Origin of the sequence: Geomonas sp. RF6 (genome assembly GCF_021044625.1) — a bacterium.
GTDB lineage: Bacteria > Desulfobacterota > Desulfuromonadia > Geobacterales > Geobacteraceae > RF6.
This window is the reverse complement of sequence record NZ_CP087999.1, coordinates 51,717-70,907: the sequence shown is the minus strand read 5'-3', so window position 1 is coordinate 70,907 and position 19,191 is coordinate 51,717. Positions and strand designations below refer to the sequence as shown.

Annotated in this window: 16 protein-coding genes; 9 read left to right on the top strand and 7 right to left on the bottom strand. The window is 62.3% G+C overall.

The features are described from left to right. Positions 1 to 6 precede the first annotated feature (6 nt). From LPW11_RS00310 to LPW11_RS00300, 3 genes are all read right to left on the bottom strand, one after another. Complete coding sequence (locus tag LPW11_RS00310; RefSeq protein WP_230996132.1) at positions 7 to 795, bottom strand: ABC transporter ATP-binding protein; 789 nt, start codon at positions 793 to 795, stop codon at positions 7 to 9. Beyond that, the gene (locus tag LPW11_RS00305) at positions 792 to 1,922 is read right to left on the bottom strand and encodes an MlaE family ABC transporter permease (protein ID WP_230998348.1); all 1,131 of its coding nucleotides are present in this window, start codon (positions 1,920 to 1,922) and stop codon (positions 792 to 794) included. The genes LPW11_RS00310 and LPW11_RS00305 overlap by 4 nt, the downstream gene beginning before the upstream one ends. A 90-nt stretch (positions 1,923 to 2,012) precedes the next feature. Then, positions 2,013 to 2,714, bottom strand: coding sequence for a DUF3313 domain-containing protein (locus tag LPW11_RS00300; protein ID WP_230996131.1), 702 nt, complete (start codon positions 2,712 to 2,714; stop codon positions 2,013 to 2,015). A gap of 221 nt (positions 2,715 to 2,935) precedes the next feature. On the opposite strand from LPW11_RS00300, the gene glgX reads away from it, so the two are divergent. From glgX to LPW11_RS00270, 6 genes are all read left to right on the top strand, one after another. Next, positions 2,936 to 5,032 (top strand): glycogen debranching protein GlgX, encoded by a 2,097-nt coding sequence (glgX, locus tag LPW11_RS00295; protein WP_230996130.1) that lies wholly within the window; start codon positions 2,936 to 2,938, stop codon positions 5,030 to 5,032. A 50-nt stretch (positions 5,033 to 5,082) separates the two neighbouring features. Next, positions 5,083 to 6,369, top strand: a complete 1,287-nt coding sequence (locus LPW11_RS00290) for an ATP-dependent 6-phosphofructokinase (protein WP_230996129.1) — start codon at positions 5,083 to 5,085, stop codon at positions 6,367 to 6,369. 63 nt (positions 6,370 to 6,432) lie between these two features. Continuing rightward, on the top strand, positions 6,433 to 7,872 hold the full coding sequence (gene pyk, locus LPW11_RS00285) for a pyruvate kinase (protein ID WP_230996128.1): 1,440 nt from the start codon (positions 6,433 to 6,435) through the stop codon (positions 7,870 to 7,872). A 37-nt stretch (positions 7,873 to 7,909) separates the two neighbouring features. Further along, positions 7,910 to 9,787 carry an aldehyde ferredoxin oxidoreductase C-terminal domain-containing protein gene (locus LPW11_RS00280; RefSeq protein ID WP_230996127.1) on the top strand — a complete coding sequence of 626 codons (1,878 nt, stop codon included), beginning with the start codon at positions 7,910 to 7,912 and terminating at the stop codon, positions 9,785 to 9,787. A 257-nt stretch (positions 9,788 to 10,044) separates the two neighbouring features. After that, on the top strand, positions 10,045 to 10,866 hold the full coding sequence (gene ppk2 / locus LPW11_RS00275) for a polyphosphate kinase 2 (protein ID WP_230996126.1): 822 nt from the start codon (positions 10,045 to 10,047) through the stop codon (positions 10,864 to 10,866). Between the two features lie 253 nt (positions 10,867 to 11,119). Then, entirely contained in the window at positions 11,120 to 11,944 is an 825-nt protein-coding gene (locus tag LPW11_RS00270) for a hypothetical protein (protein WP_230996125.1), read from the top strand. Between the two features lie 3 nt (positions 11,945 to 11,947). Here the strand turns inward: LPW11_RS00270 and LPW11_RS00265 are convergent, their stop codons facing one another. Both LPW11_RS00265 and LPW11_RS00260 read right to left on the bottom strand, forming a co-directional pair. Next, the gene (locus tag LPW11_RS00265) at positions 11,948 to 12,625 is read right to left on the bottom strand and encodes an SAM-dependent methyltransferase (RefSeq protein ID WP_230998347.1); all 678 of its coding nucleotides are present in this window, start codon (positions 12,623 to 12,625) and stop codon (positions 11,948 to 11,950) included. Between the two features lie 183 nt (positions 12,626 to 12,808). Next, positions 12,809 to 13,297 (bottom strand): adenosine-specific kinase, encoded by a 489-nt coding sequence (locus LPW11_RS00260; RefSeq protein ID WP_230996124.1) that lies wholly within the window; start codon positions 13,295 to 13,297, stop codon positions 12,809 to 12,811. A 179-nt stretch (positions 13,298 to 13,476) separates the two neighbouring features. Between LPW11_RS00260 and LPW11_RS00255 the strand changes: the two genes are divergently transcribed. From LPW11_RS00255 to LPW11_RS00245, 3 genes are all read left to right on the top strand, one after another. Further along, entirely contained in the window at positions 13,477 to 14,157 is a 681-nt protein-coding gene (locus tag LPW11_RS00255) for a peptidoglycan recognition protein family protein (protein WP_230996123.1), read from the top strand. A 199-nt stretch (positions 14,158 to 14,356) separates the two neighbouring features. Then, on the top strand, positions 14,357 to 14,878 hold the full coding sequence (locus tag LPW11_RS00250) for a MucR family transcriptional regulator (RefSeq protein WP_230996122.1): 522 nt from the start codon (positions 14,357 to 14,359) through the stop codon (positions 14,876 to 14,878). Positions 14,879 to 15,148: 270 nt separating this feature from the next. Next, a complete protein-coding gene (locus tag LPW11_RS00245) occupies positions 15,149 to 16,312 on the top strand; it encodes a hypothetical protein (protein ID WP_230996121.1) in 1,164 nt (387 codons plus the stop codon). A 474-nt stretch (positions 16,313 to 16,786) separates the two neighbouring features. On the opposite strand, the gene LPW11_RS00240 is transcribed toward LPW11_RS00245, so the two are convergent. Continuing rightward, positions 16,787 to 17,296 carry a methylated-DNA--[protein]-cysteine S-methyltransferase gene (locus LPW11_RS00240; RefSeq protein WP_230996120.1) on the bottom strand — a complete coding sequence of 170 codons (510 nt, stop codon included), beginning with the start codon at positions 17,294 to 17,296 and terminating at the stop codon, positions 16,787 to 16,789. 14 nt (positions 17,297 to 17,310) lie between these two features. Further along, complete coding sequence (locus LPW11_RS00235; RefSeq protein WP_230996119.1) at positions 17,311 to 18,795, bottom strand: AlkA N-terminal domain-containing protein; 1,485 nt, start codon at positions 18,793 to 18,795, stop codon at positions 17,311 to 17,313. Between the last annotated feature and the right edge of the window lie 396 nt (positions 18,796 to 19,191).

Below are 19,191 nucleotides of genomic sequence, written 5' to 3'. Positions count from 1 at the left end.
GTCCCCCTACCGCGCCGGAGCCCCTTCCCCCCGTGTCAGGAAACTCACCACCTTCGGGTCCGGCGACTCCTTCAGGAGCAGCTTCGGATCTCCCGCGGCGGTCATCGTCTTCACCTCCGGATCGAGAAAGACGGAGTTGGTGCCGATGGCGAAGATGCTGGCAAGCTCGTGGGTTACCACCACGACCGTGGTCCCCAGGCTTTCGCTGAGCTCTATGATCAGGTCGTCCAGGAGGCGCGCGCTTATGGGGTCGAGCCCGGCGGAGGGCTCGTCGAAGAAGAGGAGGTCGGGGTCGAGCGCCATGGCGCGGGCAAGCCCCGCCCTCTTCTTCATGCCGCCGCTTATCTCCGATGGGTAGAAGTCCTCGAAGCCGCCGAGCCCGACGAGGGCAAGCTTCAGGGACACCACTTCCCGTATCTGGGCCGGTGGCAGCGTCGTGTACTGCTCCAGCGGCATCGCCACGTTCTCGCCAAGGGTCATGGAGCTCCAGAGCGCCCCGCTCTGGAAGAGGATTCCGAAGCGGCGCTTCAGGGAATCCTGCACCTCCGGCTCCGCGGTCCAGTAGCTCAGGCCGTCGTATAGGATCTCCCCCTTCGCCGGCCGCTTGAGCCCCACGAGGTGCTTCAGGAGGGTGCTCTTGCCGCAGCCGCTCCCCCCCATGATGATGAAGATGTCCCCCCGGTTGATGGTGAAGGTGAGATTGCGCATGAGGACGAAGCTTCCGTACGACATCTCGAGGCCGTTCACCACGATGGCCGCATCCTTCGCTGATTTTTCCTGAGCCGCTCCGTTCATAGCCCCAGCACCTGGCAGGAAAGGGTTATCACCGCCGTTGCGATGACGATGCAGACGATGCTGGTGACGACTGCCGAGGTGGCGGCGTAGCCGACGGCGGAGGCGCTCCGCTCGCACTGGATCCCCCGCAGGCACCCGGATACCGCCACCAGTATCCCGAAGACGAAGCTGTGGAAGAGGCCGACGAGGAAGTGGGTCAGGTTGAGGGCGCGCTGCGACTCGTTAATGTACTCCATGACGCCGAGGTCGAGCATCCCCACCCCCACGATCATCCCCCCGATCACCCCCATGAGGTCGGAATAGACGCAAAGAAGGGGCATCATCAGCATGAGAGCCAGAAGGCGCGGCAGCACGAGGAATTCCACCGAGGAGAACCCGAGCGTTTCCAGTGCGTCTATCTCCTCGTTCACCTGCATGGTGCCAAGCTGCGCGGCGAAGGCTGCTCCGGTCCGTCCGGACATGATGACTCCGGTCATGACCGCTCCCATGACCCGGACCACGCCGATCCCCACCACGTCCGCCACATAGATCTGCGCGCCGAAGAGCTTCAGCTGGATGGCGGCGACAAACGCGAGGATCATCCCCACCAGCAGGCTTATCAGGGTAACGATGGGGAGCGCCTGGGCGCCCGTCTCCTGCACGGTGACGAGGAGGTCGAGGCGCCGGAAATCCCCCTTCCCCCGCAGCATCTTCAAGAAGGCGAGGGTGACCTCGCCGAGGAAGGCGAGGAGGAGCTTTCCCCCCTTTACCTGGTTCAGGGCAAGATCCGCCACGCGCTCCAGGAAGGGGGGGCGGGCACTGCCGTGGGTGACGCCGGAGCGCTGGTTGTCGGGGGCGGCGAGGGCAAGGAGCTTCCGGACACCGGAGGGGAGTCCTGACTGGTCAACGGCGATGCTGTTCTTGCGGCAGGCTTCAAAGATTCTGGCGAGGAAGACGAGGAGGCCGCTCCCCCATCTCTGGAGGCCGGCGGTAGCGAAGGTGACGTGTTTTGTGGGGGCGCCGGGAGCCAGTTCGGAGAGTACGGCATCTGCCGACGGGTGCATGGCGGTGAGCTGCCAGTCGCCGGCTATGGTAAGAAGGAGGGTGCCGTCGTCTGCCTTTTCAATGGTGAGCTCGGTCGGATGCATCACGCCGCCCCCCTGAATCTTCCCCGCTTTCGCGCTGCTGCCGGCTCTTGAAAAAGAGGAAGGGGGAGTCGGCAGCAGCAAAGCTCGATGCTAATCGACCGGCGTACAGTTGCCGGTGCCGCGCATGTCGCACATGACAAAGCGCAGGCGTTTTGCCCAGTACTTCAGCGCTTCGTCCGCGTTGTACCAGCTGCTCCACAGCTTGGTGAGGGTCTTTCCGCCGACCCTGCGGTCAAGCGCCGCGCCGAGCAGCTCGCCGGTGGTGGCGTCGGTAATCTTCATCTCCGAGGTAATCTCGCCGACCCCTGACTGCTTCCCGGTGGCTGCGTACTTCACCGCCGAGAGGCCCATGCCGATCGGCATGACGGTGGAGAGGGTGTTGCGCACCGGCTTCGAGCTGTCTGCGTCGCTTATCGCCATCTGGACCCGCATCGTCCCGGGCTCAGGCTGGGTAACGATCTGGAAATCCTGCCCGAGCTCCTCCCTCAGGTAGACGTAGGCGTTGTTGGCGAGTGTCTGGTAGTTCTGCATCTCCTTCGCGTCCAGTTCCCCATCCTTTGTGACGATGACCGGATCGATCATTATCTTCGTGTACTTCTTCGGGTCCGCCTTCGGGTTTACGTAGCGGAACAGAGCCTGATCCTTCTCCCCCTTTTGCAGCATGCTCGGGTTGACGAGGGTGGCGCGCTCCACGTCGACCTTGCGAGCCTGGTAGCTCCCTCCGCAGCCGGCCAGTTGAAGAGCAGATGCCGCGACCAGTAACAGCATTCCCACTGAAAATGCTCTCTTCATGACGTTCTCCTTTGATGTGTTTTTTTTTGCTTTGCGGTGTCGTTGCCAGTGCGTGTGAGGAGCGGGAAGTAGGCAGATACAAAGGCTTCAGCTACAGTGTGCAATTGCATTACGATTAAAAAAATATAATATTTTTAGTAAGGTGCAAGTGGAAAATGATTCAGATCACACGAATGGGTATTTCTTGAATTTGTCCTGCAAAGGGGCACGGGGGCGGAGCCATGAGAGGGAATCGAGAGGGGGGGGATGCAGTGGAGGGTGCCAGGGGGGGGAGGGGCAGCAGCTGGCCTCTGGGGGCGACCGTCCTTCCCGGCGGGGTCAATTTCAGCCTCTTCTCGAGGGACTGCACCGGCGTCGAGCTCCTCATCTTCGACAGGGCGGACGACGGCACCCCCTCCCGCACCGTGACCCTCATCCCCAGGGGGAATCGTAGCTACCACTACTGGCATACCTTCGTTCCCGGAGCGGAGCCCGGGCAGTTTTACGGCTACCGAGTCACCGGGCCGAACGAGCCGCGGCTCGGGCTGCGCTTTGACCGGGACAAGCTCCTAATCGACCCGTATGGACGCGCGGTCGCCTTTCCTGCCGGTTATAGCCGCGGCGCGGCCTCCGGGGCGGGGGACAATGCGGCCGTCGCCATGAAGAGCGTCGTCGCGGATCCGCGCGCCTACGACTGGGAAGGGGACGCCCCCCTGAAGCGCCCCTTTTCGCGGACGGTGATCTACGAGCTGCATGTCGGTGGATTCACCCGCCACCCCTCCTCGGCCCTTCCCGAGGAGAGGCGCGGCACCTATGCCGGAGTCGTGGAGAAGATCCCGTACCTGCAGGAGCTGGGGATTACCGCCGTGGAGCTGCTGCCCGTCTTCCAGTTCGATCCGTGGGACGCCCCCTCCGGCCGGGTGAATTACTGGGGGTACAGCCCCGTCTCCTTTTTCGCCCCCCACGCCCAGTACAGCTCCCGTCCCGGGGCGCTCGGCCCCCTGGACGAATTTCGCGACATGGTGAAGGCGCTGCACAGGGCGGGGATAGAGGTAATCCTCGACGTCGTCTTCAACCACACGGCGGAAGGGGACCACCGGGGACCGACCTTCTGCTACCGCGGGGTGGCGAACAACTTCTACTACATCCTGGAGCCGGAGTGCGAGCGGTACTGCAACTACACCGGCTGCGGCAACACTCTGAACGCCAACAACCCGATCGTCCGGCGCCTTATCCTCGACAGCCTGCACCACTGGGTGAGCGAGATGCATGTGGACGGCTTCCGCTTCGACCTTGCCTCCATCCTCGCCCGCGACGAGAAGGGGCGCCCGCTGGAGAACCCGCCGATACTGTGGGACATCGAGACCGACCCGGCGCTTGCGGGGATAAAGCTCATTGCCGAGGCGTGGGACGCGGCGGGGCTGTACCAGGTCGGCTCCTTCATCGGCGACAGCTGGAAAGAGTGGAACGGCCGGTTCCGGGACGATGTGCGGGGCTTCTGGAAGGGGGATCGCGGCACCGTCTCCCGCTTCGTCTCCCGCCTCCTGGGGAGCCCGGACATTTACGGGCACGAAAGGCGCGAGGCGGAACAGAGCGTGAACTTCGTGACCTGCCATGACGGCTTCACCCTGAACGACCTCGTCTCCTACAACGAGAAGCACAACGAGGGGAACGGCGAAGAGAACAGGGACGGCTGCGATGACAACCGGAGCTGGAACTGCGGCGTGGAGGGCCCCTGCGACGACCCGGAGGTGGAGGCGCTGCGCAACAGGCAGGTGAAGAACTTCCTGGCCATCACCCTCCTCGCCCTCGGGACCCCGATGCTGTGCATGGGGGACGAGGTCCGCCGCACCCAAAAGGGGAACAACAACGCATACTGCCAGGACAACGAGACGGGGTGGTTTGACTGGAGAGGGGTGCAGGAGCACCCGGACGTGCACCGCTTCGTGCGTCTCCTCATCGCCGCGCGCCTGCAGAGGGAGATCGCCGTCCAGGACCCCGACCTCCCCCTGGACGAGCTCTTAAGGAACGCGAGGCTCGAATGGCACGGGGTAGAGCTCGGCCGACCCGACTTCGGCGACGACTCGCACAGTATCGCCCTGACTGCCTGGAGCATGACGGGGAAAAATGTCTTTCACATCATGGTCAATGCCTGGTGGAACTCCCTGCGCTTCGAGCTTCCCCCCGTGCCCCGTACCGATAGAAGGTGGCGGCGTTTCGTGGATACCTCACTTCCGTCTCCCGACGACATCGCTTCGATGGAAGATGCACGGGAGGTCATGGGCACGAGCTACGAGCTCCCCCCGAGGTCCCTGGCAATAGTGGTGTGCACCGCATAGGAGGGGGCGTGGCGTGAAGCGGCCTGGCCGGCACGACCCGAGGAGGATCAATGACTGGTGAATCTTTCGACTTTACCATTGAGAGGCTCGGCGAGTGCCGCTTCCCTTCCCCTATGCCGGTGGGGCGCTTTACCGGCGACAGCGAACGGATACTGTACCACTGCAGGGCGGAGGATATTGAGGGGTATCGCGACAGGGGCCTTCCCCCCCCTACCCTGGAGCTGGCGGGGCCGCGGGAAAAAATCTTCTTCGATCCCTCCTCCATTGCCTGCGGCATCGTCACCTGCGGAGGTCTGTGCCCGGGGATCAACGACGTGATACGTGCGGTCGTTTTGAGCCTGAACCACCACTACGGAGTCAGGAAGATCTACGGTTTTCGTTACGGCTACGAGGGGGTGGTGAAGCGCAACGGCATCGCTCCCCTTCAGCTCACCCCGGAATCGGTGGCAGATATAGGGGACCTGGGAGGGACGATTCTCGGATCCTCACGGGGACCGCAGGACCCGGTCGAGATGGTGGAAATGCTGGCGGAACTGGAGATAGGGATACTCTTTGCCATCGGCGGAGACGGCACGCTGAAGGGAGCGGGGGCGATCTCCAGGGAAGCGCGGCGCCAGGGGAAAGCGATAAGCGTCATAGGGATACCGAAAACGATCGACAACGATATCTCCTGCGTCCAGAACAGCTTCGGCTTCGAGACGGCGGTCGCCGAGGCGCAGCGGGCGATCTACGCGGCCCACACAGAGGCGCTCGGCGCCCGAAACGGGATCGGGCTCGTGAAGCTTATGGGGCGGGATTCCGGATTCATCGCGGCGTATGCGACACTGGTGGAGAGCGCGGCGAACTTCTGCCTGGTGCCGGAGGTCCCTTTTACCCTGCCGGGGTTTCTGAGTGCCCTCGAGCAGCGCCTGAAACGGCGCGGACACGCGGTGGTCGTCGTGGCTGAAGGGGCGGGGCAGGAACTGGTGCAGCAGGGGGGGCGCGACGCTTCCGGAAACGTGAAGCTCGGCGACATCGGGATATTTCTCCGGGACGCCATAAAGAAGCACTTTGCCGAGAGCGGCAGCGAGATAAATCTGAAGTATATCGACCCGAGCTACATCATTCGCAGCCAGCCCGCCAATGCGCACGACTCGGCTCTCTGCCTGCTGCTGGGGCACAGCGCGGTGCACGCGGGGATGGCGGGGCGCACCGGGATGGTGGTGGGGGTGTGGAACCACCAGATAACCCATGTCCCGATTGCCCTGGCGACGGAAAAGAGGAAGAAGATCGACCAGGACGGGTGGCTCTGGTGCAGCGTGCTTGCGTGCACCGGGCAGCCCGCCGAGATGTTCTGAAAGAGGGGGGGGCAGGAAGGGGGCGTCAGGCGCACCCTTCGGAACAAGAGCAGGAGGTACAGTGTGAAACTCCCCGACCACAAGACGAAAATAGTTTGCACGATCGGACCCGCCTCGACATCGCGCGGCACGATGGAGCAGATGCTCCTTGCCGGCATGAACGTGGCGCGGCTCAACTTTTCCCACGGCGACCTGTCGGCGCACAAGGGGGTCATCGAGAACCTGCGGGCCGCCTCGCGCGACACAGGAAGGCGCCTCGCCATCATGGGGGATCTTTCCGGCCCGAAGATGCGCATCGGCTCCTTCCAGGAGGAGCCTATCGAGCTGCACCCCGGCGACCCCTTCGTCCTCACCACCGCCGAGATCGTCGGCGACCAGGGGAGGGTCTCCGTCTCCTTCAAACGTCTTCCCCAGGCAGTGAAGCCGGGGGATGCCCTCTATCTGAACGACGGCACCATCCAGGTTGAGGTGGACTCGGTGCAGGGTGAGGAGGTCTCCTGCACGGTCGTCGTCGGCGGCGAGCTCCGCTCCCGAAAGGGGCTGAACCTCCCGGGAATAGACCTGGGGATCAGCGCCTTTACGGAACGCGACCACGAGTGCCTGCGCTTCGCAGCCGAGCAGGGGATAGACGCGGTGAGCCAGTCCTTTGTGGAGAGCGGCGACGACATCCGTGCGGTGCGCAAGGCGGCGGAGGCGCTGAACTATCATCCCTTCATCATCGCAAAGATAGAGCGCAGCAACGCGCTGGAGAATATGGAGGACATCCTCGACGCCTCGGACGGGATCATGATCGCCCGCGGGGACCTCGGGGTGGAGGTGCCGATAGAGCAGATCGCGGTCATCCAGAAGGATCTCATGCGGCTGGCGAACCGGCGCGCGAAGCCGGTGATAACGGCGACGCAGATGCTCGAGTCGATGACGGAGAACAGGCGCCCGACCCGTGCCGAGGCAACCGACGTGGCAAACGCCATCCTCGACGGCACCGACTGCGTCATGCTCTCCGCCGAGTCCGCCATGGGGCGCTACCCCGTCGACGCGGTGGCGATGCTCGCCTCCATTGCGGCCGCCGTGGAGCCGCGCAGGAACCCGGTGAAAGTCCGGGAGCTCTTCAAGGGGGTGGAGCTGAAGGGGGCGCTGAAGCCCGCGCACCTGATAGCGGTGGCGGTGGAGGCAAGCTACCGTTACGCCTCGTCGGCCGCCGTCTTCGTCCCCACCCGCAGCGGCGCGACGGCGAGGAGCCTCTCCCTTTTCAGGATGCCGGTGTGGATCACCGCGGTCAGCTCCAGCGAGCTTACCTGCCGAAACCTCTCTTTTTCCTACGGCGTCTATCCGGTGTACGAGAGCGAGCACCCGGAGGACTGGGAGCGCTACGTCACGAAGTGGATGGAAAGCCACGAGATGAAGGAGGAATTGGCCATCGTCACGGAAGGCCCTTCCCGCAGGCACCCCGAAGCCCACAACAGGATGGAGATCATCGATCTCAGGGGGAACCGGGAGGGGTGACGGCGCAGGCGCGAGTCGCCGACCATAGAGGTGCGAGATGAACATGTTTCAGCGGGTGCTCCTGGTTGATGCCGGGAGCGGTTTCTACAAGACGCGGAAGTACACCTTCGACCGGTACTTCGGCCCGGTGGACCTGGGGGTACACCTGGTGGAGGAGTACCGCAGCCTGAATTTCGGTGTCGGTGTTTTTGCGGGCTCCATCTTTCCCGGCTCGAACCGACTGGTCCTTACCGGGTTCTCCCCCTGCTGGCAGGGGTACTACATAAGCTCCATGGGAGGTGCCGGCCTCGTCTTCAACAACCTGGGGCTCAACATGCTGAGTCTCGTGGGGAAGGCGCCGGTCCTCTCGGTGCTGTGCCTGAATCGAAACCACGGCGAGGAGATCGAGGTCGACGTCGTCCCGGTCGATGCGGAGGAGATCTGGAAGACGGGGCGCACCGGGGTGTACTCCCTCACCGACCGTGTGTACCAGATGTTCGGCAGCCGCTACGAGACCGACCCCCGGATTCTCGTGGCGGGTCCTGCGGCACTGCACACCGACATGGGGGGGATAATGTCCGTCCCCATCACGAACGGTAAGATCAGCTTCGTGGATACCTGGGCGGGGCGCGGGGGGCTGGGGAGCGCCATGGTGCAAAACCACGGCATTGTGGCGATCATCTACGGAGGGACCACCATCGAAGAGGACTTCCGGGACCGCAAGGTCGCGGACGAATGGTTCCAGAACAAGTACAACATGCGCCTCATGCAGAAGGACCTGGAGGCGACCACGAAGTACCGCTACGACGAGAAGCTGCACACGGGCGGCACCTTCGGGGCGAACTACGCGACGGTGGGAGGAAAGATCATCGGGTTCAACTACCGCACCATGTACTGGACGGAAGAACAGCGCCAGGCGCTGCACAAGAAGTTTGTGGTCGACCACTACCTGAAGCAGTTCAACGAGGAGACGATAACCCCCAAACAGCAGGCGACCTGCGGCGAGCCGTGCGCGGCGGTGTGCAAGAAGATGAGCGGCGGCTTCAAGAAGGATTACGAGCCGTACCAGACGATGGGGCCTTTGTGCGGCATCTTCGACCAGCGCGCCGCCGAGAAGCTGAACCACCACTGCGACGCCATGGGATTCGACGCGATATCCGGCGGCGGAGTGCTGGCCTGGCTCATGGACCTCCTCGACCTCGGGCAGGTCACCCCGGAGGAGCTCGGCGTGACCAGGGTGCCGCGCTGGGAGTTTTCCGGATTTGACCTCGTCGGAGACTCCATGCACAACGCGGAGCTCGGCTGCGAGCTTATCGACGCCATACTCGAGCGCCGCGGCATTCTCGATTTTCGTGAGGGGGTGCGCAAGTGGAGCCGGATCCACTCCCGGAGGAAAGGGGTGGCGCTGCACGACCGCCTGGTATACATCGCCTTCAGCCGTCGCGGCTGGATGGTCCCGAACCAGTACTGGGTCTCCGGCGTCCTTGCGCCGATGGCCATCATGGGGAAGTACTACATGATCTACAGCTACGACTTCGTCCCGCCGCGCACCTTGGGGAGGATGTGCGCCGAGCGCATGAAGAAGGAGCTGATCATGGACAATCTCGGCACCTGCCGTTTTCACCGCGGCTGGGCCGAGGAGATGCTCCCTGAGGCGGTCGAGGGGCTGTACCAGGCGCGGGAGCCGTTCCTGCACGCGCTGGAGGTCCTCGCCAGCCGGCTGAACAGTCGCAACTGCCCCGTCTTCTGGGAGTCGGCGTACAACATCGACTTCCTGCACTCCTTTTTGAAGAGGAAGAGGGATGTGGACGGCGTCACCGACCCGCGGCTGGGAGAATGGCTGGAGAAGTTCGAGAAGGACAAGGTGGAGGCGGCGCGGGAGTTCTGGTACGAAACGCTGAAGGGGATCGACGAGAACCTGCGGGAGTTTTTCTGAGAGGGGGAAGGTGCCGGCAATGCGGCGGATGTCGAAACAGAGGGGTCGGGTGACTGGCCCGGCCCCTTCTGCAAGGGGGATTGACGATTGACTCGTCCCCTCCCCCCTTGCGGGGGACGGCCAGGGTGGGGGGGAAGGTGCCACCATTCCAGCCGATGGCAGGCTTCACCCACCCCCTGTCCCCCTCCTGTCGAGGGAGGGGAACCATCAAGAAAACGCGCGGTCGAGCGGCTGGAGCCGGTACAGAGGAGGATGTCATGGCCAAGGGAAAGAAAAAGAAGAAGGGGGGCACTGAGGCGGCAGGGGGGAAGCTGAAGACGAAGGATTACGACAAGGAGCTCGCGAAGCTGCATGTTGAGCTGGTGAAGCTCCAGGAGTGGGTGAAGTACAAGGGGCTCAAGGTGTGCGTCGTCTTCGAAGGGCGCGACGGAGCTGGAAAAGGGGGGACGATCAAGGCGATCACCGAGCGGGTCAGTCCCCGGACCTTCCGGGTGGTGGCTCTCCCCGCCCCGACGGAACGTGAGAAGTCGCAGATGTACTCCCAGCGCTACATTCAGCACTTCCCCTCGGCAGGGGAGATCGTCATCTTCGACCGGAGCTGGTACAACCGCGCCGGTGTGGAGCGGGTGATGGGGTTTTGCACCGAGGAGCAGTCCAAAAAGTTCCTGCAGATGGTGCCGATGGTGGAAAAGGCGATGGTCGATTCCGGCATCATCCTTCTGAAATACTGGCTGGAGGTAAGCCCCGACGAGCAGACCCGCAGACTCGAGGCACGCATCGACGACGGGCGCAAGATCTGGAAACTTTCCCCCATGGATCTCAAGTCGTACAGCCGCTGGGACGACTACACCCGGGCGCGCGACGAGATGTTTGCCGCGACGGACACGTCGTGGGGGCCGTGGTACGTGGTGAAATCCGATGACAAGAAGCGTGCGCGGCTCAATCTCATCACCCACCTGCTGAGCCAGATCCACTACAAGGACGTGCCGCACGACAAGGTAAAGCTGCCGGCCCGGGAGAAGAACCCGAAGTACCACTCCCCGGATTACCCCTTCAAGTTCATACCGGAGCCGTTCTAGGGGAAGAGGTGCCGGATCGAGGAGCCGGCCGCGCCGCTGCGACAGGGAGCGTCCTCAGGGGGAGCAGTGCCCCGGGGGCGGCTCCGCCATGAGAAGCCGGTTTTTCGGCGTGATGTCCGAGGGGATCTTCTGGGTGTAGACGCGATAACCGGCGGAGCGCAGGCGCCCGGCTCGCACCACATCGAGCGCCAGCGAAGGCGGGTCCGAGGGGAATGCGCTCCTCCCCGTGGCTCATGATGAAGGAGTACGACCGATGGAAGGTTCCCCGCTGCGCGCCGTCATCTTCGCCATTCTGCTAGGCACCGCGATTGCCGTGGCCGGAGCCCGTGGAGAGGAGACGCCGGACCCCTCGCCGCAGGCGGATCTGGTGAATCAGGCGAATGCGCCGATATCTTCCATTCTGCAGCTGCGGCTCCTGGAGAGTTACCACCCCGAATACCTCGACCTCCACGGCGACGGCAACGCGGTCCTTTTCTCCGTAACGATGCCATTGCCGAAGCGGCGCCTGATCCCTCTCCCCCAGCTCTCGCTACTCTCCATTCCCGCAGCGATCACACTCCCCGGCGGCGTCACCGGTTCCGGCGACCTGCGTTTCCTTGACCTCGCGGTATTCTATCCGGCTCCGAACGTCATCTGGGGGGTCGGGCCGGTCTTCGTCTTCCCGACGGCAAGCCGGCGCGAGACGGGACAGGAAAAGTGGCAAGTAGGACCCGCTGCGGGAGTGGCGTTCACGCCTGAGAGGTGGCTGGTGGGGGTGCTTCTGCAAAACCCCATCTCTTTTGCCGGTGAGGATACGCGCAAGGATGTCAGCGTAATGGTTTTCCAGCCCTTCGCGTCCTACCAGCTCGGGAAGGGATGGTTTTTGAGATCGCAGCCCCAGATGTTATTCAACTGGAAGAACGGCAAGAAGCTTCTCCCCGTCGACCTCGGGGTCGGGCGGGTATTCAGGATCGGGAGGCAAGATGTGAGCTGTTTTGTCGAGCCTTTCTGGAATGTAGAGCACGACGGGCCGGCGCCGAAGTACGGTGTCGCCGTAGGTGTGGCACTCATCTACCCGAACTTCTGGAAGGGGCGGTGATCTCTAGCCGCGGGGGGCGGAATGGAGAACAGGCTCGGCCATGAGGAGCCGGTTTTTCGGGGTGATGTCTCCGGGAATGGTTTGGGTGTAGACCCGGTATCCGGCAGCGCGGAGGCGGCCGGCGCGCATGACGTCCAGCGCCAGCGCGCCGTCCATCCACCCGTCGAGGCCGCCCAGTTCGGCGCCGCGGTAGTCATGGCAGCACGGCAGCACCGCGACCCTTGCCCCCGCAGCGATTGCGCGGTCGAGGACGAGATCGGTGAGGGCGCCGCAGGCATGGGCCGAGACGACAAGATCACCGGCCTGCAAGGTCACCTCCGCAAGGTCCTCCTCGACAAACTCCACGCGCCCTTGCAGGCGCGGCCACTCTGCCAGCATCGCTCCTTGCAGCGCGCCGCCGCTTGCGGGGATGCGGCGGTCGACGGCGAGGGCGTTGGGGGAGCTGTCGTCGAGGAGCAGGAGGATCATGGCGAGAAGGCCGTGGCCGCAGGCGAGGTCGACGACCCGCCCCCCCCGGAATCGGCGCCTGACGCGGCGCGCGACCTCCCACGCCTCGTACAGTTCCTTGCGCGGGAGGCATCCCGCGCGGCAGACGGCGCGTCCGATGGCATCGAAGAGGGTTTCTCCGGAAAAGTGCTGGAGGAGCTTCTCGTTGAGGCGGTTGCGTGATGATTTGTCTATGGTCACTCTGGTAGGAACCTGTTGCCCCTTCTGTGAATCTGCCACTTGCCTGGCATGACTTTATACCTTCTGTCTTGCCGAGGCACAATCTTTTCCTTCCTGTCGCGACCTGTTTTAACAGCGCCGGTTTCCTTCTGCCTGAACCCCCTCACCAGAAGCGAGGGGGCCTTTCGTTCGTCTACCTCACCGCTTGTACCCGATCCGTCGAAGGAGATCCCGGCGGTCCTGCCTGTCTTTTTCCGACTCGACCCCTTTTGGCGGAAAACCGTCGATGACCCCGAGGATGCCGCGTCCCTGCGTCGTGGAGCCAATCATCACCTGGAGGGGGTTTGCTGTTGCGCAATAGATCCGGCACACCTCGGGACACCCCTTGATCTGGTTCAACACGTTTATGGGATACGCGTCGCGAAGCAGGACGCAGAAGACGTGGCCGGCGCCGATCTCGTTGAGAATACCTTCGCATTCTTTGGCCAATTCTGCGTCGTTCCCTTCGCTGCGGATCAGGCACGGGCCGGACGCCTCCGTGAAGGCGATCCCGAAGCGGGCCTGAGGGACGGAGGTGGCGATGATCTCGTAGAGGTCTTCGGCCGTTTTGATGAAGTGGGTCTGGCCGAGGATGATATTGCATCCGTCTGGATAATCGACCTGCATTACGTCTATCTCGAGTTGCATGGCGAACCTCCTTAGCTGGACTGAATTTCCCAAAACCTTCCAACTATAAACAACAGGCACCCGTTGTCGAGAGAGTGAATCTTCCCCGGCAATGATGCATCTTGCCGCATCGCTCCCTGTATTGACAGGCGGCCGATAGTATGGTCAATTGCCAGGCTGAAAATCGGGAGAGAAATTGCATGCACCGAGTTCGCCAGTCAGCCTGTCCCCTTTTACTGATGCTGTTCGCTGTCCTTGCAGGGTGCTCGCATGGCGGCGAGGGCCGGCTCAAGGTCATCAAGCGGCCGCTCTTCAACGAGGAGCGGCTGGCGCTCACCAACGATTACTGCAGGCTCCACTACGGAAACGAAGGGCATCTGCTGGAAAAGCCGCAGATGATTGTCGTTCACTACACCGCTTTCCTGAGCCTCGCCGAAAGCGAGCGCTTTTTCACTCCCGCCGTTCTTTCGCGCGAGGACATCCGCAGCGGCGGCGCTGTCAACGTCTCCGCGCATTTCATGGTCGACCTCAACGGAACCATTTACCGGCTCGCACCTGACAACGTGGTCTGCCGGCACACGATCGGCTTCAATCACCTCGCCTTGGGGATTGAAAATGTCGGGGAAGGGGAGAGTGCGCTTACCGAGGCCCAGCTTGAGGCGGATGCGGCGCTTATCGCCGATCTCGTTTCTCGTCATCCCTCCATTGGCTATCTCCTGGGACACCACGAATACCAGGACAAGGCGCTGCCTCACTACGCGCTCCGCAGGGAGCTCGACGGAAGGTACCGTCCAACCGTGAAGATCGATCCCGGTGAGCGCTTCATGACCCGGCTTCGAAATCTCCTTAAAGAGCGCTATGGCATGATGCTCAAGCGATAGCTCCGCAAGTACAGGAGTGGCGTGAATTCCGTGCATTGCTTCGACTCGGACCGTAGGACCCCGAAATCTCTGTTTGGAAAGACCGTCTACACATTTTTTTTACTGTAGTTGCTCATAATTGTGCAGTTGGCTATTGACACTTCCCTTAAACCGGAACATTATTCCACAGGTAATTATCCTATAGACGGAAGGAGCACCGATGGCGACACTGGTAGAAGTCGCAGCAAACCTAGTAGCAGCGCATGCTGCTAAGACAACTATGACGACAGAGGAGCTGTTAGCCGAGATCGAAAAGGTTCACACCGCCCTGAAGAAGTTGGAAGGTGGGCAGTCGCTCGAAGAAACAACAGAGGCTAAAGCTCCTTTGATGGTCAAGGATGCCTTCAAGAAGCACGAGGTCATCTGCTTGGAGTGTGGGGCCGGCGGTTTCAAGACCCTTACCCGGCACCTCAGCACGGCTCATCAGATGAAGCCGGGCGCTTACAAGAAAAAGCACGGTATCCCCGCAACGCAGTCGCTCTCGGCAAAGAGCTACTCGGAGGCGAGGAGGCAGATGGCACAGGAGCGCGGCCTGGCGGACAACCTGGCAAAGGCGCGTGAAGTGCGCATGGCAAAGCTGGAGGCAAAGAAAGCTCCTGCAAGAGGGAAGGGCGGCGACAAGGCTGCCAAGCCCGCAAAGCCCGCAAAGACAAAAAAATCTTCCGCCAAGGCAACCGCCTAAAAAACAGAAAAGGCCGCCTCCGATTGAGGAGCGGCCTTTTTTCTCGCCCATACTTTCAGCGTTCAATCCCTGACTCAGAGTCTTCTGTGCCAAACACAGCGGTAGTGAGAGCTTATGTCCTTGTACAGGATTTATTGGGGCCTCGCTGTCATTGACCTTTAAGAGTATTGCACCGGGGAGGAAAAGCTGCTATCAAGACGCAGCACATGCAGTATTTACACTGTTATCGGGACAGGCTCACACCCTGTCTCATAAGACACGGAGGAATTGATGAAGAAGAACGCGCTGTATATGATCCTTGGGGCAGTTGCGCTGTCACTGGCGGGATGCGGCGGTGGAGGCGGGGCTGGGACGACGGCCACCAATACCGTGAGCGGTGTCGCCTCGGCTGGGCTTATCAAGAACGGCCTCAGCAATGTAAATATCTACTCGATCAGCCAGCTGTACGGCGAAAGCGGCCAATTGCTGAAGACGACCTCCACTGACGCGAGGGGGTACTACGCTGCAGATCTCGGGAGCTACAGCGGCCCGGTCCTTGTGACCGTCAGCGGGGCGTACCTTGACGAGGCTACCGGCACGGCGGTCACCATTACGCCGCAGAAGCCGCTTATGGCTGCCGTGGACAAGGTGGCGGGCAACGTAACGGTTTCTGTCACGCCGCTCACCCACCTCGCCGTCCAAAAGGCCGGCACGCTCACCGCCGCCAACATCAAAGCCGCGAACGCAGTGGTCAGCACCATCTTCGGGGTCGATGTGATCGGAACGACACCGGTGGACGTCACTGCTCTGGCCATGTCTACTGCCACCACCCCGCAGAAAATCTACACCCTGGCGCTCGCCACCCTTTCGAAGATGGCTACGACCAATACTGCTGATGCCGTCTTCAACCTCGTAACTGCCCTACAGAACGACTTGGCTGCAAACAGCGACGGCATGTCCGAGGCGAAGAAGACAGCGTTCACCACGGCACTCAATGCATACCTTGGAAGCAACCTGAACCAGACGGGCGTGACGACGGGCACCGTGCCGCCCGCGCTTCTCAATGTCGGTTCGAAGACGATGGTTGTGAAGCTGTCGCTTGCGGGGGGGACGGCAAAAGCGTACGGTATCGACCTGACCCTCGACCTGCCTGCAGGGGTGACCGTTGTCTCCGACACCACCGGGGCTGTGGCGGGTGCCGTAATGAGCGCGGCCAGCGGGTCGCTCGCCATCGCCAAGTACACCGCCGCCTCCACGGGCACCCCCGGAAAGGTACGTGTCGGGCTGGCGAGCTCGGACGGACTCGCCTCCGGACAGTTCATCAGCATCGCCTGCGCAGTGCCCACCGGCACAACGCCCGCCTTCACCAGCAGCCTCATTGAGGCGGGAGCGAAGATTGTCGATCTGGACGGAAACACGGTCCCCGGCGCATCGATAACTGTGACGGCGAATTAGCTAAAAAAGGGTATCTACAGCAAAGGAGAAGCCCCGCGGCGATGGTCACGGGGCTTTTTCTGTGGGATCCAGCAAGTAAAAGCTCTATTCGCAGATTACGCAGAGACAAATAAGCGGTCGCCGCCCGGTACAGGCTGGGAAGACCGAAAATCGGCGATTACAGCAGGCTGCTGCCGTCACGACCGGGGTGGCTATGAAGACGACTGCCGGCACCGCGCTGGAGCGTAGGCATCTTGCCTGCGATGGCGGCGCAGCCGCCACAGGTGCGGCGGCTGGCGCCGCCGGTACAGGCTGGGAAGCCTGTGCTCCAGCGCGGGTTCACTATATGAAGTATAAAATCGGCGATTACGAGGAGGGCTGCTGCCGTCACGATCCGGGGGGGGCTATGAAGACGACTTTTGGCACCGCGTGGAGCGTAGGCCTCTTGCCTGCGATGGCGGCGCAGCCGCCATAGACGCGCGCCCGGCGCCTACCTCACAGCCGCACGCCGATCGATCCGGCTTCCAGCCGCAGCAAGGCCTCTTTCTTCTCCACGCCTCCCGCATACCCCGTGAGCTTCCCGTTTGCCCCCAGCACCCTGTGGCACGGTATCACTATCGATATCGGATTGTGTCCCACCGCGCCCCCTACCGCTTGCGCGGACATCGTCGCGCACCCCATGCAACCGGCTATCTCTTTGGCAATCGCGCCGTACGTCACCGTCTCCCCGTAAGGGATCCTCGTCAGCGCCTCCCATACCGCTTTCTGGAATGGCGATCCCTGTGGTGCCAGCGGGAAGTTGTGGGCGCACGCTTCACCCGAAAAATACCGGGAGAGATAAAGCTGCACCGCCCGAAAAACCGGATGCTTTTCCTGGCAAATCCACTTCTCCGCACAGGTAGGGTAGTATTTCTGCCCCATGAACCACAGCCCCGTGAGCGCATCGTCCTGCACTGCTGCTGTCATTGCCCCAAGCGGCGTTTCGATCGTGCACGTGTAGATCATTTCATCTCCTCTCTCTATTCCTTCGTCGTACTCAGCAGATTCCAAAGCGATATCGTAGCGTAGGAGCGCCAAGGGCTCCATGTCTTCGGCAACTCCCGCCGCTTACCTTCCGGCAACGTTGCGAGCGCCTTCTTTACGCCATAATCAGTATCGGGGAAGGCATCTGGCCAGCCAAGGGCGCGCATGGCGACGTACTGGACAGTCCATGGGCCGAAACCGGGGAGCTTCAGAAGCTTTGCCATCTCCTGTGCGGCATCGGCATGAGGGGAAAGGGTGATGGAGCCGGAGGAAATCCCCTGCGCCAGCGCCTGAATGGAACGCGCCCTCGCGCCTATCACCCCCAGTGGCCCCAGATGATCGGCCACAGGCTCGAGCCCGCACACCCTTTCTGGAAGAGGAAAGGTGCAGCAAAGCTCTGCAAAGGGCGTCTCCACCTTTTCACCGAAAGAAGCGGCCAGCCGCGTCGCCAGCGTGCGGGCCGCCTTCACCGTAACCTGCTGCCCCAGAACCGCCCGCGTCGCCATCTCGAATGCGTCAAAGGAGCCGGGGACCCGGATGCCGGCGACGGGAAGGTGAGGTGAAAGTGCCGCCATCGACGAGAGCTTTTCCTGCACCGCTGCCGGGTCGGAGTCGAGGTCGAAAAGATGCCTGATCCGGGCGAGAGCCTGCGGCAGGACCGGGAGCAGCGACATGGAGAGTGTGGCGGTCAGCGCATCACGGCGCGGCGCCGGCGAAACGGAGATCCACCCCTTGTGCACGGTATCCCCCTTTCGAATCGCCGCAGTTCGACGGTACGCTTCCGCTGTCACCGACTCCACCCCCGGAATGGCGCGGTCCCGCAGGAAAGAGAGAAGCTCGTTCCAGGCGTACGGCGGGCGGTACGCGAGGGTGAAGGTGAGGGAGTCTGCCACCCGCAAGCCGCTCTCCGTCTCCTTTCGAAGTCTCGACGGCGCGAGGCGGTAGCGTTTCTGGAAAAGGTCGTTGAAACGGCGGATGCTGCCAAACCCTGCTGTCATCGCCACCTCCGTTACAGGGAGGGAGGTATCGGTGAGGAGGCTCTTTGCCAGGAGCAACCGGCGGGTCTGGAGGAACTGCACAGGGGAGACTCCGTACTCCGAGAGGAATATGCGGCGCAGGTGGCGGTCGGTGATCCCCAGCATCTCGGCTAGGTCGACGATCTTTTGGTCAGCGAGGCACTCCGTTTCGATGATGCGGGCGGCCGATCTGGCAATCCTTGCAAAGGAATCGGCAGGGGCGAGGCCGGGAGCGAGCTCCGGCCTGCACCTGAGGCACGGGCGGTACCCTGCAGCCTCGGCGGCGGCAGCGCTCGGAAAGAAAGAACAGTTCTTCTCCTGGGGAAGCTTGACGCGGCAGATAGGGCGGCAATAGATCCCGGTGGAAGAAACTCCGCAGAAAAAGCGGCCGTCAAAGCGGGAGTCGTGGGCGCGCATGGCGTCGTAGCAGGCTGTTTTGTCGAGCGGAAGGGTGCGAATTTCCATCCTCTATCTCCTCTTCTCTACTTCTATAGCATCGGAAGGGATAAGACTAGCTGTTTTCGGACATCAACACGGAAGTCACAATGAGCTTTCATAGACGGTCTGGTTGTTCTCGGAGCTCGATTGACATTCTCTTTTGTATGCTTTAATCTGCCGCAGCTGAGGAAGAGTCAAATGTGCACTCATGACATCAGCACCGCTTCAGAGCGTGCGGTACCTCCGAGGACTTCGGGCAGGAGTTGGAACGTCCCCTCCCCCCATGCGGGGGAGGGACAGGGTGGGGGGGAAGGTGCCACGAGTCCAGCTGGTAGCAGCCTCACCCACCCCCTGTCTCCCTCCCGTCAAGGGAGGGGGGACCTCAAGTAAAATTCTTAGTCTGAGTGATATGAGGAGGGGCGC

Excerpts from the sequence above, each read along its gene's own strand:
- LPW11_RS00280 (WP_230996127.1), top strand. The coding sequence starts at position 7,910 with ATGAACATGTTTCAGCGGGTGCTCCTGGTTGATGCCGGGAGCGGTTTC.
- LPW11_RS00310 (WP_230996132.1), bottom strand. The coding sequence starts at position 795 with ATGAACGGAGCGGCTCAGGAAAAATCAGCGAAGGATGCGGCCATCGTG.
- LPW11_RS00245 (WP_230996121.1), top strand. The coding sequence starts at position 15,149 with ATGAAGAAGAACGCGCTGTATATGATCCTTGGGGCAGTTGCGCTGTCA.
- LPW11_RS00270 (WP_230996125.1), top strand. The coding sequence starts at position 11,120 with ATGGAAGGTTCCCCGCTGCGCGCCGTCATCTTCGCCATTCTGCTAGGC.
- LPW11_RS00300 (WP_230996131.1), bottom strand. The coding sequence starts at position 2,714 with ATGAAGAGAGCATTTTCAGTGGGAATGCTGTTACTGGTCGCGGCATCT.
- LPW11_RS00305 (WP_230998348.1), bottom strand. The coding sequence starts at position 1,922 with ATGCATCCGACCGAGCTCACCATTGAAAAGGCAGACGACGGCACCCTC.
- LPW11_RS00255 (WP_230996123.1), top strand. The coding sequence starts at position 13,477 with ATGCACCGAGTTCGCCAGTCAGCCTGTCCCCTTTTACTGATGCTGTTC.
- LPW11_RS00240 (WP_230996120.1), bottom strand. The coding sequence starts at position 17,296 with ATGATCTACACGTGCACGATCGAAACGCCGCTTGGGGCAATGACAGCA.
- glgX (WP_230996130.1), top strand. The coding sequence starts at position 2,936 with ATGAGAGGGAATCGAGAGGGGGGGGATGCAGTGGAGGGTGCCAGGGGG.
- LPW11_RS00290 (WP_230996129.1), top strand. The coding sequence starts at position 5,083 with ATGACTGGTGAATCTTTCGACTTTACCATTGAGAGGCTCGGCGAGTGC.
- LPW11_RS00250 (WP_230996122.1), top strand. The coding sequence starts at position 14,357 with ATGGCGACACTGGTAGAAGTCGCAGCAAACCTAGTAGCAGCGCATGCT.
- LPW11_RS00260 (WP_230996124.1), bottom strand. The coding sequence starts at position 13,297 with ATGCAACTCGAGATAGACGTAATGCAGGTCGATTATCCAGACGGATGC.
- ppk2 (WP_230996126.1), top strand. The coding sequence starts at position 10,045 with ATGGCCAAGGGAAAGAAAAAGAAGAAGGGGGGCACTGAGGCGGCAGGG.
- LPW11_RS00235 (WP_230996119.1), bottom strand. The coding sequence starts at position 18,795 with ATGGAAATTCGCACCCTTCCGCTCGACAAAACAGCCTGCTACGACGCC.